This is a genomic window from Streptomyces sp. NPDC050485 (genome assembly GCF_044458185.1).
Lineage (GTDB): Bacteria > Actinomycetota > Actinomycetes > Streptomycetales > Streptomycetaceae > Streptomyces.
The window spans coordinates 16,344-29,560 of the sequence record NZ_JBITHR010000016.1 but is presented as its reverse complement, the minus strand read 5'-3'; the positions used below and the strand labels follow the sequence as shown (position 1 = coordinate 29,560).

Sequence of the window (13,217 nt, the reverse complement as noted above, 5' to 3'; positions counted from 1 at the left end):
GCTTCCCCCATTGTCCCTTGCTCGTTGCCCGGCAGTCCGGCCGCCCCGCAAGGTAGTTGCAGCAAGCAGCCGAACAGCTCGCTCCGGGAGCAGTCCATGCGATTCCGCATCCGGTTCAACCTCGCGGACTCGATGGCCGTCGTCATCCTGGCCGCGTCCATCGCCACCGTCATCACACTGATCCACCAGCTGCGCCGCTGACGCGTTCACACCGTCAAGCGGACGTACTCACACGAAGACGTACTCACACGGGGAGCACCAAGCATCATGCGCACCAACTTCCGCATCGCCGCCGCCGCGACCACCACCCTCGTCGCCGCGCTCGCCCTGACCGCCTGCGGAGGCGGCTCGGACGCCGCGAAGGCGAGCGACAACCCGTCCGCCGCCGCCCCGGCGACCGGCGACGGCCAGTCCCCGGCGGCGGGCGACAGCAAGGGATCGGGTTCGGGCTCCAGCACGGGAGCCGACAAGCACGGCACCCCCGCCAAGTCGACAGGCAAGACCGGGAAGAAGCCCTCGTCCGGGGGCGCCGCCACCGACGTGCCCTGCACCGGCGCCAAGGTCAAGCTGACCGCGACCCCGGTGACCCGCCCGATCAACCACATCCTCCTGACGGTCACCAACACCGGCAAGACGGCGTGCAACGCCTACGACGCCCCCGCCGTCGGCTTCTCCAACGCCCAGTCCCCGATCCCGGTCGACAAGGAGACCATTCCCCAGGCGGTGGTCACGCTGTCTCCCGGCGCCTCCGCCTACGCGATGGTCCGCACCCAGGGCGAGGGCGACGGCAGCAAGGCGTACAACGCCGGCCAGGTCGTCGTGTACTTCCGTGGCAAGGTCGGCATGGAATCCACCGGCCCGTCCGCCTACGCCGCCCTCGCCAAGAGCGTGTCCGTCGTGGACAGCCAGGCCATGGCGACCTACTGGCAGTCGGACCTCTCGGCGATCGAGGCCTGGTAGCCGGAGACCTGGTAGCCGGAGGCATGGTCCTCAGTGGGGGGTTTAGACACAGGCTCTCAGCCCTTGAGGGCGCGCCCCAGCCGGTCCAGGCCCTCCCTGATCTCGTCCGGCGCCGAGGTCACGAAGCACAGCCGCAGCGCGGCCGCATCGGGCACACCGGCGAAGAACGGCGCGCCGGGAACGTACGCGACGTCGTGCTCAACCACCGTACGCAGCAAGGCAGTTGCGTCGCTGCCCTCGGGCAGCCGGGCCCACAGGAACATGCCGCCCTCGGGCCGGTTCCACGTCGAGCCCTCGGGGAGCGCGTCGGCGAGACCCGCGAGCATGGCGTCCCTGCGCTCGCCGTAGGCGGCCCGCACCTTGGCGACGTGCGCGTCCAGGTCCCGGTCCGCGAGATAGCGGGCGGCGGCGAGCTGGTTCACGGTCGGGGTGTGCAGGTCGGAGGCCTGCTTGGCTATGACGCAGGCGCGCAGCAGTTCATGCGGCGCCCGCACCCAGCCGATGCGCAGACCGGGCGCCATGATCTTCGAGTAGCTGCTGAGCAGCACGGTCCGGTCGGCGGCGTCCTCGTACGACGAGATCCACGGCACGTGCTCGCCCTCGTAGCGCAGCTCGCCGTACGGGTCGTCCTCCACGATCCACACCCCGCGCCGCACCGCCACATCGGCGACCGCCCGGCGCCGCTCGGCGCTCATGGTGCGGCCGGTGGGGTTCTGGAAGGTGGGCACGCAGTAGAACAGCTTGGGCCGCTCGCGCACGACCAGCTCGTCCAACGCGACCGGGTCGGGCCCGTCCTCGTCGCACGGCACGGCGACGATGCGAGCGCCCGCGAAGCCGAACACCTGCAACGCGGCGAGATAGCAAGGGTCTTCAACGAGCACCACGTCACCGGGTTCGAGCAGCGCGGCGGCGAGAAGGGTGAGGCCCTGCTGCGAACCGGTGGTGATCAGCAGGTCGTCGGCACCGGTCGCAAGCCCGCGCTTGGCGAGCCGCGCAGCGGTGGCGGCCCGCAGCGCGGGGGCGCCCTCGGTCGTGGAGTACTGAAGTGCCGTCGCCGCCTGCTCCTCCATCACGGCCCGGAACGCGGCGGCGATGCCTTCTGCGTCGAACAACTCGGGCGCGGGCAGACCGCCCGCGAAGGAGATCACCTCGGGCCGGGCGGTCAGCGCCAGGATCTCCCGTACGGGCGAGGCCCCGACGGATGCCGCGCGAGCGGCGAGCGCGGGCACGGCGGCGGCGGCCGATGAGGCAGCGGCGGGCATGGGGCAGCTCCTGTCAGTTGCTCGGACGTCCAACTACCCAGCACCTTACGCAGACCGCAGCCATCGCGATCAGGCCATCCCACGATCCGGGCCGGCGTATGGGTCGGCGTCCGGGCCTGCGCACGGGTCGGCGTACGGGCCACCGCCTGCCCCGCTGCCCGGGCCGCTGCCCGAGCCACCGCTTGTCCCGCCGCCCGAGCCACCACCTGGCCCATGGCCGGAGCCAGCACCTGGCCAGCCGCCCGGACCACCATCGGAGTCTCCGCCAGGGCAGACGAACTCGCACCAGACCACCTTCCCCGGGTCCCGCTCCCCCACCCCCCACTTGTCGGCCAGCGCGGCCACGAGCAGCAGCCCCCGCCCGCCCTCGTCCGCGACATCCGCCCTGTCCGCGACCCGGGGCACCCCACCCCCGCTGTCGTGCACCTCAACCCGGAACACGGCCCCGTCGCACAGTTCCAGCCTCAGCAGAAACCCCCGCCCCGGCGGCACCCCGTGCACCAACGCGTTGGTGGCGAGCTCGCTGACGCAAAGCAGTACGTCATCGAGCCGATGAAAGAACCCCCAGTCGGCAACAGCCCCCACGCTGAACTGCCGTGCTGCGGGGATCGATTGGCGCTGGCGCGGGTAGAAGCGCTCGCGGAATTCGTTCTCGGTCGTCTCGGTCATGGGGGGAGGGTGGCGGAGCGGGTGCCTGATGCCGGAGGGATTGGACCCGTACAAGAATTCTGTACGGGTCCGGTGTGCATAAGGCACCTTTGCGGGTGGGGAGTTGGGGGTTATGCAGCCCAGGAAGAACACGTCCGCAATGCGCATGGTGGGCGCCCAGCTCGCCTGCTTCAGGCGAGCTGCCGGCCACACCCAACGGACACTCGCCGAGCTGGTGTGCGCGGAGCCGGAGACGATCGCCTCGATCGAGCAGGGGCGACGGGTCCTGAAACCCGAACTGGCCCGGGAACTGGACGCGTTGCTGGACACCAAGGGCGCGCTGACGGTGGCGGTCGAGAACATGCCGGAGGTGGACCGCTATCCCTTGTGGGCGGAGAAGTACATGGACGAGGAGCGGGTGGCGATCGCGCTCAGCTTCTATGCGAACCAGGTACTGCCGGGCCTACTCCAGAACGAGGAGTACGCCCGCGCGGTGTTCCAGAGCCGCGTACCGGCATACGGCGAGGACGAGATCACCTTTCAGGTCGGCGCCCGCCTCGACCGCCAGGCCATACTGCACCGCAAGGTGCCACCCTCGCTGAGCTTCGTCCTCTCCGAGGCGATCATTCGCGACCGGCTCGGCGGTCACGCAGTACACAGGGGGATGCTCCGCCACCTCCGCGAATGCGCCGAACTACCGGGCCTGGCCCTCCAGATCATGCCACTCGGCCGCAAATCTCATGCGGCCTTGGCAGGGCCGTTCATCCTGCTGGAAACACCACAACACCAGCACCTCGCCTACACCGAGACCCAGCGTGGCAGCCAGTTCGTGGCCGACCCCGATGAGGTCAGCATCCTGGCGCGCAAGTATGCGATGCTGCGAACACAGGCCCTCAACACCGAAGCGTCGATGGGCCTGTTGGACCGGCTACTAGGAGAGCGATGAGCGACACACTGGAGTGGTTCAAGTCCAGCTACAGCAGTGATGAGGGCGGCGAATGCCTCGAAGTCGCCTGCGTCTGGAGGAAGTCGAGCTACAGCGGAAGCGACGGCGGCGAGTGCGTCGAGGTAGCAACCCACCCCTCCGCCATCCACATCCGGGACTCCAAGGATCCCGAAGGCCCCACCCTCACCCTGAGCCCGACCACATGGCAGGGCTTCGTAGCGGAACTCTGAGCTCCACACTGTGAGCTGAGGGCGTTGTCAGTGGCGGGACATACATTCAGGACATGGCGATGCTCCCGAATCCACTGCCCCACCTGACCGACGACCCGACCGGCAAGGTACTGGGCCTCGACCTGCCGCCCGGCAGACTGATCGGCCCGGCGAGCGAGCCGCTGCTCTGGCTCGCCGATGAAGCGGCAGGCCCGGAGGACTGGGCGCGGCTGTCCCCGGCCCGCAGAGCAGCGGGCCTGCATCCCGTACTGCTGGGCGGGATACGGGAGTTGGCGGACTGGGACCTGACACCTCCGGACCTGATGACGTACCCGGGGGACCACGACGCCGAGGACGTACTGGCCGACTTCTGGGAGGCGTACGCCGAGGAAGAGCTGGGCTACGAGAGCGAGGAGTGGCCCGGCCTCGCACTCGCCCCCGCACTCCAGGCGGACCCGGACCGCAGGGCAGCGGAAATAGCCGGAACGGCAACGGCCGAGGGCCCCCTGAAGGGCGCCCGCCTGGCCCTGATCCCGGCCCGCCGCAGCGCCGACATACCCGCTGCCATCGGCTGGCGCGGCCCCCTGAACCACGAGCACGACGTGGCAAGGCTGTGCGCGGTGCTGCGCTCGTGGGAGGACAGGTTCGGCATACGGGTAGTGGGCCTCACGAGCAACGAGCTGACGCTCTCGGTGGCGTCCCCACCCACGACCAGCGAGGAGGCCCTGATCCTCGCAGCGGAACACTTCGCATTCTGCCCCGAGGCGATAGAGACCGACCTGCACGAGTACGCCAGCTCCCTTCTGAAAGGCGGGAGTTGGACCTTCCAGTGGGACAAATAACCGGGCATCCAACGCGTGGCCGTTGCCGTGGCCGTGGCTGGATCCGTGTCAATAGGCCCGGAACCTCATTGCGTATGCAACGCATGTTCGAGGAAGATTGGCCCTTGACCGGTGGGGCGTACGGGGCGCGGGGAGCAGGGAGTGGGGGGTTCGGTGTCGGGTTGGGATGTCAGTGTGCCGGGGGTTCAGGGCGCGCTGAGGAAGACGGCGGTGTCGGCGGAGGGTTTGTCGACGGCAGGGACGAACCTGAGTGACACGTTGCCGCGTACGGCGACCGCTGCGGGCACGGTTGCGGCCGGGTATACCGGTCCGGCGCTGGCGACCGGTCCGGTGGCGGCGGCACTGGGTGAGTTCATGCAGCACTGGCAGAAGGACCTTCGGTACGTCGTGGAGCGCACGGGCAAGTCCTTGACCGGGGCGGCCGAGGCGACCAACGAGTACGTCAAGGGCGACTTGAAGATGGCTGCGCAGGCACAGCACACTGCTGCGGAGGAGCCGACGCCTGCGCCGCCGGGGTTCTCGGGGAAGCGGGCCGGCAGTGAGTGACCCCGAAGCGATCGTGCCCTCGGGTATCCCCCAGTTCACCGGCGACCTGGACAGCCTGGACATCGACACGCTGCTCCTGAGTACGGAGGCAGGGGCATTTCGCGATGCCGGAGCGGGCATCCATTCCAACTTCCAGGGTGTGGCGGCGTTCTACAAGGCGCCGGAGGCGGACCAGTTGTTCGCCACGACCGCGCCGGTGGCCGCGAAGACCGCCACCTTCGCGGACAACTTGGAGAAGGTGTCCGGTGCGCTGAGCGCCTACAGCCAGCAAGTGCGGCCGCTGGCGAAGAAGCTCGAAGACCTGCAACGACAGGCGTTTGCGTTCACCGCGAGCATCGAGGGCGACGACCACTGGCGCCGAGACGAGAAGAAGCGGGACCACAACGACGGCCTGAAGAACGAGGTCCAGGCCACCTTGCAGGCGTTCTACGAAGCCGAGATCGCCTGCCACAACAAGATCACCGCTTTGGTGGGCGGCAGCACCCTGGTCCTGGGCAAACTCAGCGGCGGGCAGATGTTGCCCAAGGGCACCAGCGCGTACGGGGCCAGTGCCGATGACCTCAACCACCTGGACAACGCCCCCTGGGGCAACTACGCGGAGCCCGAGTACACCGGCCTCAGCTGGCTGTACCACCAGGGCAAGAGCCTCGTGTGGGACGGCTTCATCGTCGACGGCATCTGGGGCACGGTCACCGGCCTGGACATCCTGCTCGGCTGCCAGGGCTGGGACGCGGCCGGCGAGGCCTGGAAAGGCCTGGCAAAACTCGCCACCGGCCTCGTCCTCATCAGCCTCCCCGGCGGCCCGGCGGTCCTGGCCACTCCCAGCAGCCAGCTGCCGAAATGGTTCCGCGACTCCCGCACCGCACTCAAAGAATCCGCCAAGGCCATGGTCGCCTACGACGAATGGGGCAAGAACCCGGCCCGCGCCGCAGGGTCCGTCAGCTTCAACATCCTCACCGGCGTCTGCGCCGGCGGCGCCGGCAACGCCGCGAAAGCGGGCGCTGTCGCCAAGACCATCAACGCCCTCGGCAAGGTCGGCCGCGCGGTCGACCCCATGACGTACGTCTTCACAGCGGGCAAGTTCGGCGCCGTCAAGGTCGGCGACCTGTTCGGCGGCGTCAAGAACGTGTTCTCCGGTGCCTCCAAAGACATCCTGTCCGGCACCGGCCACGTCCAGCCCGACGGCACAGTCCTGAAGTTCAGCGACGACATGCCCGTCGTCAAGGGCAACACCCTCGAATGGCCAGGCGGCACCCGCCTCAACCTGGACGACAGCACCGTCACCCTGCCCAACGGCGTGAAGTCCGCAGCCCACATCGAGCTCTCGGCCGCCGACCGAGCGTTGCTGGAACAGAGCCTTCCGCACCATGAACCAGCCATCGTCGGCACCCACCCCTGGGAGAACGCAGCGGGCCACGCCGGAGACCACCCGCGCCCGGAGGGACCGCGCAGCCGGGCAGGCCATACGCCCGGCGGAACGGCTCACGGCCTGGGACGGGGACCGGAGGCCTCCCAGGCCGCCGGTCACGGCTCGCCTGCCCAACACGCCGGATCCAGTCCCACCAACTCTGCGCACCATGGGTCCACCGCCACGCACCAGGGAAATGGCTCTGGCGGCGCTGCAGCTCATGGCTCAGGATCTGCAGCGGCGCACGTTCCGCCCTCGGGAGGCGGTGGCCACGGCGCTGGCCCGGCAGCGAGTCCAGGGCCCCACACACCCTTGGACCCTCAGGTTGTTGATGACCGCATTAAGGAGCTCGACGATCGCCAGGGGGGTGAGGGGCACGCGCCCGGACGTCACCTCTACCCCGACGACCAGGCGTTGAAGGCTCGTCTGGGAACGGTCCTCACCGACAGCGGCGGCGCACCGAAGATTTACGGGTCGAACTCCGACTACGCCGGGCTCCTCAAGTCGGAGAACAACATCGACCCGCTGACCGGCACTACCGTGGACGGCGTCCATGGTCGCGTTCACCGCGTCGGTCCGTATGCCACCAAGTTCGACAACCCTGGAGACATGGTCCGGGCCGACCAGTATTTCCGCGACGAGATTGCGCGCACTGGCGAGCCGCCGGACGCGACACCGATCGACCAGGTACTCGGCACAGAAGGGCACGAGCGCCTGTCCGGCTACTATCGGAACCCGGCAAACCATGGCGAATTCCTGCCCGTCGACTTCGAGGGTGGAACAATTGTGCCGGTGTATAGACTCCATGACGGAAAATGGAACCTGCACACAATGTTCAGCAATCCGGCACCCGGCCGCCACCCTTGATGGAGCCCATATGAATCGCGAACTGCAGAAGTTCATCAGGACCTACTTGCAACTGGAGCAGGCTTACGACACCAGCGGTTACCTTCGCCCCACCCTGATGGCGTTCAGCGAGAACTTCGTCCAGAACGTGCAGATCGGGCTCAGCGAAGTACTGCGCGAAAGAAGCCTAACAGTTGCCGACTACGAGCGCCTGACAGATATTGAGTTTCCCGACCCGGACACGCTGTACGAGTACCTTCGCGAGATCTATGCATATCTCTTCGAAGGGCTTTCTCAGCAGCCCTCACCTCCAGAATAGGTCGTCCGTGACGGTGCCCTTGGATTCTCTAGCGATGGCGAGTGGGCATGGCCGACTCAAAATTCGACGACGGGTCTGTCACCATTTATCCGACCAATGCCCCCAGGCCGCCCGCCACCGCCGCACCGACCGGTCGCTGACCCACAACCCAGCCGCGATGCCCCGCGTGCCCTCGCCGGCCTAGAACCGCTGCGCCGCCTCTCGGCGCACCCGCTCCTCCTGCTCGGCAGGCGTCATCCCGCCCCCTTGCGCGTACCGCATGAGGCGGTCATACCGCAGGCGTCCAAGTATGACATGATCATGATGTTTCGAAGTCGGTGGTGAATGCGCCGTAATGCGCATTCACCACTCTTCCGTCGCTACACACAAGTTTAGGTAAGGGATCATGGCTCTAAGGCGCGTAGCCGCACTCATGTCCGGTCTTATGCTTACTGTCGTCGGGGTAGCGCTTGCCCCTTCTGCTTACGCGGTTAACCCGGATATTCGCAACAAGAACTCCGGGCTGTGTCTCGGTGTTATGGGGGGGAGCACAGTACGCGGGTCGAGCGTGGCCCAGTGGGAATGCAACGGCAACGCTGACCAGAAATGGGTTTACGAGTACATAGGTAACGGCTTCTACAACATCCGAAATGTTGGCTCTAACCAGTGCCTGGCCATCAAGGGGGGAAGCTGGAATCAGGGCGCCCCTATAATCCAGTGGGACTGCAACGGCAACGGGGATCAGATGTGGTACATACGCCAGGGCAGCGGGGGCTATTTCGAGCTGCTCAACGGAAACAATACGGCCACCGGTGGCAGCGTTGATCTCTGTCTCGCTATTGACGGTGCTCGAACGGACTGGGGAGCTCCCGCGATTTCCTGGGAATGCAACGGCAGAGACGACCAGAGTTGGACTTAAGAGGCAGTGGCGCGGCTGGCGAACGCTGAGCTAGCCGCGGCGCATTTGGTGTCACCGCGCTGTGCGATGACACCACTGCTCTTACCTCTTAGGCGTTGGCCGGGGCGGTCTCTGGCTTGGGGCCGACAGGGGTCCAGACTTTCGCGTCGCCGACGCCCGTGATCTGCGCGAGTTCGGAGCCCGCGGCCGGGTAGTCCGACTTGCGTCAACCTGAGTAACCGGTAGGAGCCTTAAGTCCGGCGCCGTCCACCCGACTGCTCGCCACCGGACACGCCGAGCGGCCTGCTGCAGCCGCCAGAGAGTCCCGGCCCCCATGAAGCGCCGAGGAAGGCATCGTCCTCGTTCCGGGTCCCCAGAACGAGGAGATGCTGCCGCCCTCGAAAGCCGCGGCACCTGCCGCAGGCGAACTGGTCGCGCCACACGGCCTGACCAGCACTCAGACTCAGAGCCCCCACGCCACCTCCGTCGCCCAGTACGTCAGAATCATGTGCGCGCCCGCCCGCTTGATGCTGGTCAGGGTTTCCAGGATGGCTCGTTCGCGGTCGATCCAGCCCTTTTCCGCGGCGGCCTCGATCATCGCGTACTCGCCGCTGATCTGGTACGCCGCGACCGGCACGTCCACCGACTCGGCGACCTTGGCCAGGACGTCGAGGTAGGGACCGGCCGGCTTGACCATCACCATGTCCGCGCCCTCGGCCAGGACGAGCGCCAACTCCCGCATGGATTCACGGGAGTTGGCCGGGTCCTGCTGGTACGTCTTGCGGTCACCGTGCAGCGAGGAGCCGGCCGCCTCGCGGAAGGGACCGTAGAGCGGCTCCCGGCTCCGGTAAAGAGCCGGGCCGTCCGCTCCTCAGACGCCGGGCAGGGTTCGTATCGTCAGGCGCATGGAGGTCACGTAGGCCAGGACTGGGCGCGGTCGGCGCGCATCCTGCTCGCGGGCCCTCGGGCACGCGCCGCCGAACACAGTCGCCGTCTCGAAGATCAGGCGACCAGTTGGCCTATCCACTTGAGGCCAGTGGGCAGCTTGTCCTTGGCGCAGCGTTTCTCCACATAGCCGATCAGCTGGTCGACCGCCTGATCATGCGTCAGGCCGTTCTGGGTGTCCGCGACGTATTTCGCGGCGGCTTTGGCTCCGGAGACGGACCGGTCCGCGGCGCTCGCCTCGTCGTAGCCCGAACCGATGGCACGCAGCAGGAATTGGTGGTCAGTGAAGACGGTCGCGAGATCGGCGAAGGCGACTGTGACCCCTTCTCCTATCCGGTCCTTGATCGGGCCCGACTGCGCAGTGTCGTCCAGAATTCCAGTGACCTCGGGGCTGTTGTGGTGGGCTTGACGGAATCTCTGGAGGAACCTGTTGATGAACGCGTTGTCGTGGGCGGGATCGCGAAGCATCTTCAGGTAGCCGAGCTTCGCCGCAAGCCTGTCGTCCAGCTTCTTACCGCCCGCCCGGGTGGGAAGGACCTCCGGGGCCGTGAACCGGGAGTTGTTGTCGATCGCAGTGAGCTGTGCCGTCGGAGCGATGGCTGTCGCTGCCTGGTAGAGGAAGTTCCCGAGGTTGACCCGGCCACCCACCACCCGGTCATCGTTGCCGAGGAAGGCATCGGCGACCATCGTGCGGCCGGTTTGCCGCAAGGCTGCCTCGTCGCCCAGAAATCGCAGTGCCGCATCGGCGTCCATGCCTTGCAGCGTGGCTCCCGGGGCCGTCTCCATGACCAGGAATGCCTGAGCCGTGCGCAGCTGATTCGGGATCTCTTCGGGGGTCCGGCCAGCTGCCTGGTTGTTCATCAGGAGGTCGTGGAGCGCCCGTCCCTCGGGTGAGGTGACCGCATGGCGTTCGATCCGGGGCGCCCGGATGTCCATGTGCTCCAGAAACCGATGGGCGTATTCCACATTGCCCGTGGACGACAGCGGTTTGACCACGACCGCCGCCCCCGGCGGGCCCACGAAGAAGACTCCGTCGACTCCCTCGCCCGAGCGCCGCACCGCTTGGCCGTGCCACGACGAAGGTGCGTCGTCAATGGTGAGGCGCTGGACGGAGAGGTCCATCGGAGCGGGCACGCGCTGCACCTGACCATGGGCGGTGTCCTGGCGAGCGGGCTCGCCTGGAGCGGTCCGCTCCGGCGACGGGCCGGAGAGCGCGCGCGTCGCCCGGGCCTCGGCCTCCCTCTCGAAGGCGTCCGACGGATCGCTGACGCGGAGCCCGTCGGCGGTGGGCGTTCCCGCGACCGGACCGCGGCGCTGCTGGATCACGTGGGTGAGTTCGTGGGCGAGGGTGTGTTTGTCGGCGCCGCCGTCGCCGATGACGACGTGGCTGCCGGAGGTGTAGGCGCGGGCGCCGACCTCGGCGGCGGAGGCTTTGGCGGCGCTGTCGTTGTGGATGCGCACGTCGGAGAAGTCGGCCCCGAGCCGGGCCTCCATGTCGGTGCGGATCGCGTCGTCGAGGGGGCGGCCGGGGGCGCGCAGGACGTCGTGGACGGATGAGCGCTGCACAGCGGGCTGTTCGGTCTGCTGGTGGCCGCAGCCGGCGCCGTGCTGGTGCTGCTCCTGGGCCCAGACGTGGCCGGCCCCGCGGAGCATCTGGACGACGGCGGCGTTGCCCGCCGTGCTCTGCAGGGCGAGGAGGGCGGCAGGGGCCCCGCTGCCCGGCGCTGCGGTCCTCGCGGCGCTACGGGCGGGCTTGTTGCCCTCGGAGGTCCGGGCCTGTTCGTTGGCGTACATAGGCATAGGGTCCTTTCGGAGGCACCACGTCCGGCATGGGGAGCCTGCGGTGCCGTGCCGGCCGAGACGGGTAGCCCGACACCCGCAGCCGCAGCCGCAGCCGCAGCCGACCCTCTCACCACACGCCAACGTCCCCCTAACGCCGCCGCTCCACGCTGTTAGGGCGCGTATCCAGTCGTGATCAATCGGTTCGGGTGAGGTCTTTGAGGAGAGGACCCCATGGCCTGAGCACGGCATGAGCACCAACTGATCGACGGGCGACCTCGAAGCACCCAGCCACGGCGTTGCGGTGGCAGCGGTCGTCGCCCGCAAAGGGCCCGGCTACGTCCCCGTACACCCGAACTACCCTACTTCTGCACGGAGTTCGGGGGTTCGTGACCGTACGGCATCGGCAAATGACCCGGCTGTCCCGCCTCCCTGGCGGCGGGTAGACGGGACAGCAAAGTAGTGGGCAGGCAGCCGCGTTCAAATCCCCCGGGCTCAGAGCCCGCGTGCGACCTCAGTCGCCCAGTACGTCAGGATCATGTGGGCGCCCGCCCGCTTGATGCCGGTCAGGGTTTCCAGGATGGCTCGGTCGCGGTCGATCCAGCCCTTTTCCGCGGCGGCCTCGATCATCGCGTACTCGCCGCTGATCTGGTACGCCGCAACCGGCACGTCCACCGACTCGGCGACCTTGGCCAGGACGTCGAGGTAGGGACCGGCCGGCTTGACCATCACCATGTCCGCGCCCTCGGCCAGGTCCAGCGCCAACTCCCGCATGGATTCACGGGTGTTGGCGGGGTCCTGCTGGTACGTCTTGCGGTCACCGCGCAGCGAGGAGCCGACCGCCTCGCGGAACGGGCCGTAGAAGGCGGAGGAGTACTTCACGGTGTAGGCCAGGATGGACACGTCCTCGTGGCCGGTCTGGTCCAACGCGTCGCGGACGACGCCGACTTGGCCGTCCATCATGCCGGAAGGGCCGACTACGTGGACCCCGGCGTCGGCCTGGACCTGGGCCATCTCCGCATACCGCTCAAGGGTGGCGTCGTTGTCGACGCGGCCGTCCGCGTCCAGCACTCCGCAGTGGCCGTGATCCGTGTACTCGTCCAGACACAGGTCGGACATGATGACCAGCTCGTCGCCGACCTCTTCCTTCACCGCGCGGATGGCGACCTGGAGGATGCCGTCGGGGTCGGTGCCCGCGGTACCGGCGGCGTCCTTCTTCGCGTCCTCGGGCACGCCGAACAGCATGATCCCGGCGACCCCGGCGGCGGCGGCCTCGACGGCCGCCTTCCTCAGGGTGTCCAGGGAGTGCTGCACGACGCCGGGCATCGCCTGGATCGGGACGGGTTCGGTGATCCCTTCCCGTACGAACGCGGGGAGGATGAGGTCGGCGGGGTGCAGCCGGGTCTCCGCGACCATCCGCCGCATGGCGGGGGTGGTGCGAAGCCGCCGGGGCCGGGCCCCGGGAAAGGATCCGTACGCAGTCATGCCCCTACGCTACGCCGCTGCGCGGGGCGCTTTTCCCCCACCCCGCCCCTTCCCGAGACCCTCCGGGGGATGAGGGTCAGCTGCGGCCCGGTGGCTGCTGGGGCTCCGCCCCAGACCCCGCTCCTCAAACGCCGGAGGGGCTTGA

The 13,217-nt window shown here is 68.1% G+C and carries 12 protein-coding genes and 1 pseudogene; 8 read left to right on the top strand and 5 right to left on the bottom strand.

All coding sequences use genetic code 11. From position 1 onward, the window contains the following. The first annotated feature begins 267 nt into the window (after positions 1 to 267). Positions 268 to 960, top strand: coding sequence for a DUF4232 domain-containing protein (locus ACIBK6_RS28395; RefSeq protein WP_399054236.1), 693 nt, complete (start codon positions 268 to 270; stop codon positions 958 to 960). 56 nt (positions 961 to 1,016) lie between these two features. Here the strand turns inward: ACIBK6_RS28395 and ACIBK6_RS28390 are convergent, their stop codons facing one another. Together ACIBK6_RS28390 and ACIBK6_RS28385 are read right to left on the bottom strand one after the other, a co-directional pair. Continuing rightward, a complete protein-coding gene (locus ACIBK6_RS28390; protein WP_399054235.1) occupies positions 1,017 to 2,222 on the bottom strand; it encodes a PLP-dependent aminotransferase family protein in 1,206 nt (401 codons plus the stop codon). A gap of 69 nt (positions 2,223 to 2,291) precedes the next feature. Further along, positions 2,292 to 2,891, bottom strand: a complete 600-nt coding sequence (locus tag ACIBK6_RS28385) for an ATP-binding protein (protein ID WP_399054234.1) — start codon at positions 2,889 to 2,891, stop codon at positions 2,292 to 2,294. 112 nt (positions 2,892 to 3,003) lie between these two features. On the opposite strand from ACIBK6_RS28385, the gene ACIBK6_RS28380 reads away from it, so the two are divergent. The 7 genes from ACIBK6_RS28380 (at position 3,004) to ACIBK6_RS28350 (ending at position 8,884) form a co-directional block, all read left to right on the top strand. Further along, entirely contained in the window at positions 3,004 to 3,816 is an 813-nt protein-coding gene (locus ACIBK6_RS28380) for a Scr1 family TA system antitoxin-like transcriptional regulator (RefSeq protein WP_399054233.1), read from the top strand. Further along, positions 3,813 to 4,046, top strand: coding sequence for a DUF397 domain-containing protein (locus ACIBK6_RS28375; protein ID WP_399054232.1), 234 nt, complete (start codon positions 3,813 to 3,815; stop codon positions 4,044 to 4,046). The genes ACIBK6_RS28380 and ACIBK6_RS28375 overlap by 4 nt, the downstream gene beginning before the upstream one ends. Before the next feature lie 53 nt (positions 4,047 to 4,099). Further along, positions 4,100 to 4,867, top strand: coding sequence for a DUF4253 domain-containing protein (locus ACIBK6_RS28370; RefSeq protein WP_399054231.1), 768 nt, complete (start codon positions 4,100 to 4,102; stop codon positions 4,865 to 4,867). Positions 4,868 to 4,978: 111 nt separating this feature from the next. Then, positions 4,979 to 5,413, top strand: coding sequence for a DUF6507 family protein (locus tag ACIBK6_RS28365; protein ID WP_399054230.1), 435 nt, complete (start codon positions 4,979 to 4,981; stop codon positions 5,411 to 5,413). 196 nt (positions 5,414 to 5,609) lie between these two features. Then, complete coding sequence (locus ACIBK6_RS28360; RefSeq protein WP_399054228.1) at positions 5,610 to 7,688, top strand: hypothetical protein; 2,079 nt, start codon at positions 5,610 to 5,612, stop codon at positions 7,686 to 7,688. Positions 7,689 to 7,698: 10 nt separating this feature from the next. Then, positions 7,699 to 7,986, top strand: coding sequence for a hypothetical protein (locus tag ACIBK6_RS28355; RefSeq protein WP_399054227.1), 288 nt, complete (start codon positions 7,699 to 7,701; stop codon positions 7,984 to 7,986). 385 nt (positions 7,987 to 8,371) lie between these two features. Continuing rightward, positions 8,372 to 8,884: an RICIN domain-containing protein gene (locus ACIBK6_RS28350; RefSeq protein WP_399054226.1), complete on the top strand. Its 513-nt coding sequence runs from the start codon at positions 8,372 to 8,374 to the stop codon at positions 8,882 to 8,884. Positions 8,885 to 9,326: 442 nt separating this feature from the next. Here the strand turns inward: ACIBK6_RS28350 and ACIBK6_RS28345 are convergent. The 3 genes and pseudogenes from ACIBK6_RS28345 to hemB form a co-directional block, all read right to left on the bottom strand. Then, positions 9,327 to 9,692 (bottom strand): annotated as a pseudogene (locus ACIBK6_RS28345) (porphobilinogen synthase); the annotation flags it as partial. Positions 9,693 to 9,865: 173 nt separating this feature from the next. After that, positions 9,866 to 11,602, bottom strand: a complete 1,737-nt coding sequence (locus ACIBK6_RS28340) for a DUF4157 domain-containing protein (protein ID WP_399054225.1) — start codon at positions 11,600 to 11,602, stop codon at positions 9,866 to 9,868. Positions 11,603 to 12,082: 480 nt separating this feature from the next. Beyond that, positions 12,083 to 13,072: a porphobilinogen synthase gene (gene hemB / locus ACIBK6_RS28335; RefSeq protein WP_399054224.1), complete on the bottom strand. Its 990-nt coding sequence runs from the start codon at positions 13,070 to 13,072 to the stop codon at positions 12,083 to 12,085. Positions 13,073 to 13,217: the final 145 nt, after the last annotated feature.

Coding starts and splice junctions, on each gene's coding strand:
- ACIBK6_RS28355 (WP_399054227.1), top strand. CDS start 7,699: ATGAATCGCGAACTGCAGAAGTTCATCAGGACCTACTTGCAACTGGAG.
- hemB (WP_399054224.1), bottom strand. CDS start 13,072: ATGACTGCGTACGGATCCTTTCCCGGGGCCCGGCCCCGGCGGCTTCGC.
- ACIBK6_RS28375 (WP_399054232.1), top strand. CDS start 3,813: ATGAGCGACACACTGGAGTGGTTCAAGTCCAGCTACAGCAGTGATGAG.
- ACIBK6_RS28385 (WP_399054234.1), bottom strand. CDS start 2,891: ATGACCGAGACGACCGAGAACGAATTCCGCGAGCGCTTCTACCCGCGC.
- ACIBK6_RS28390 (WP_399054235.1), bottom strand. CDS start 2,222: ATGCCCGCCGCTGCCTCATCGGCCGCCGCCGCCGTGCCCGCGCTCGCC.
- ACIBK6_RS28340 (WP_399054225.1), bottom strand. CDS start 11,602: ATGTACGCCAACGAACAGGCCCGGACCTCCGAGGGCAACAAGCCCGCC.
- ACIBK6_RS28370 (WP_399054231.1), top strand. CDS start 4,100: ATGGCGATGCTCCCGAATCCACTGCCCCACCTGACCGACGACCCGACC.
- ACIBK6_RS28350 (WP_399054226.1), top strand. CDS start 8,372: ATGGCTCTAAGGCGCGTAGCCGCACTCATGTCCGGTCTTATGCTTACT.
- ACIBK6_RS28380 (WP_399054233.1), top strand. CDS start 3,004: ATGCAGCCCAGGAAGAACACGTCCGCAATGCGCATGGTGGGCGCCCAG.
- ACIBK6_RS28395 (WP_399054236.1), top strand. CDS start 268: ATGCGCACCAACTTCCGCATCGCCGCCGCCGCGACCACCACCCTCGTC.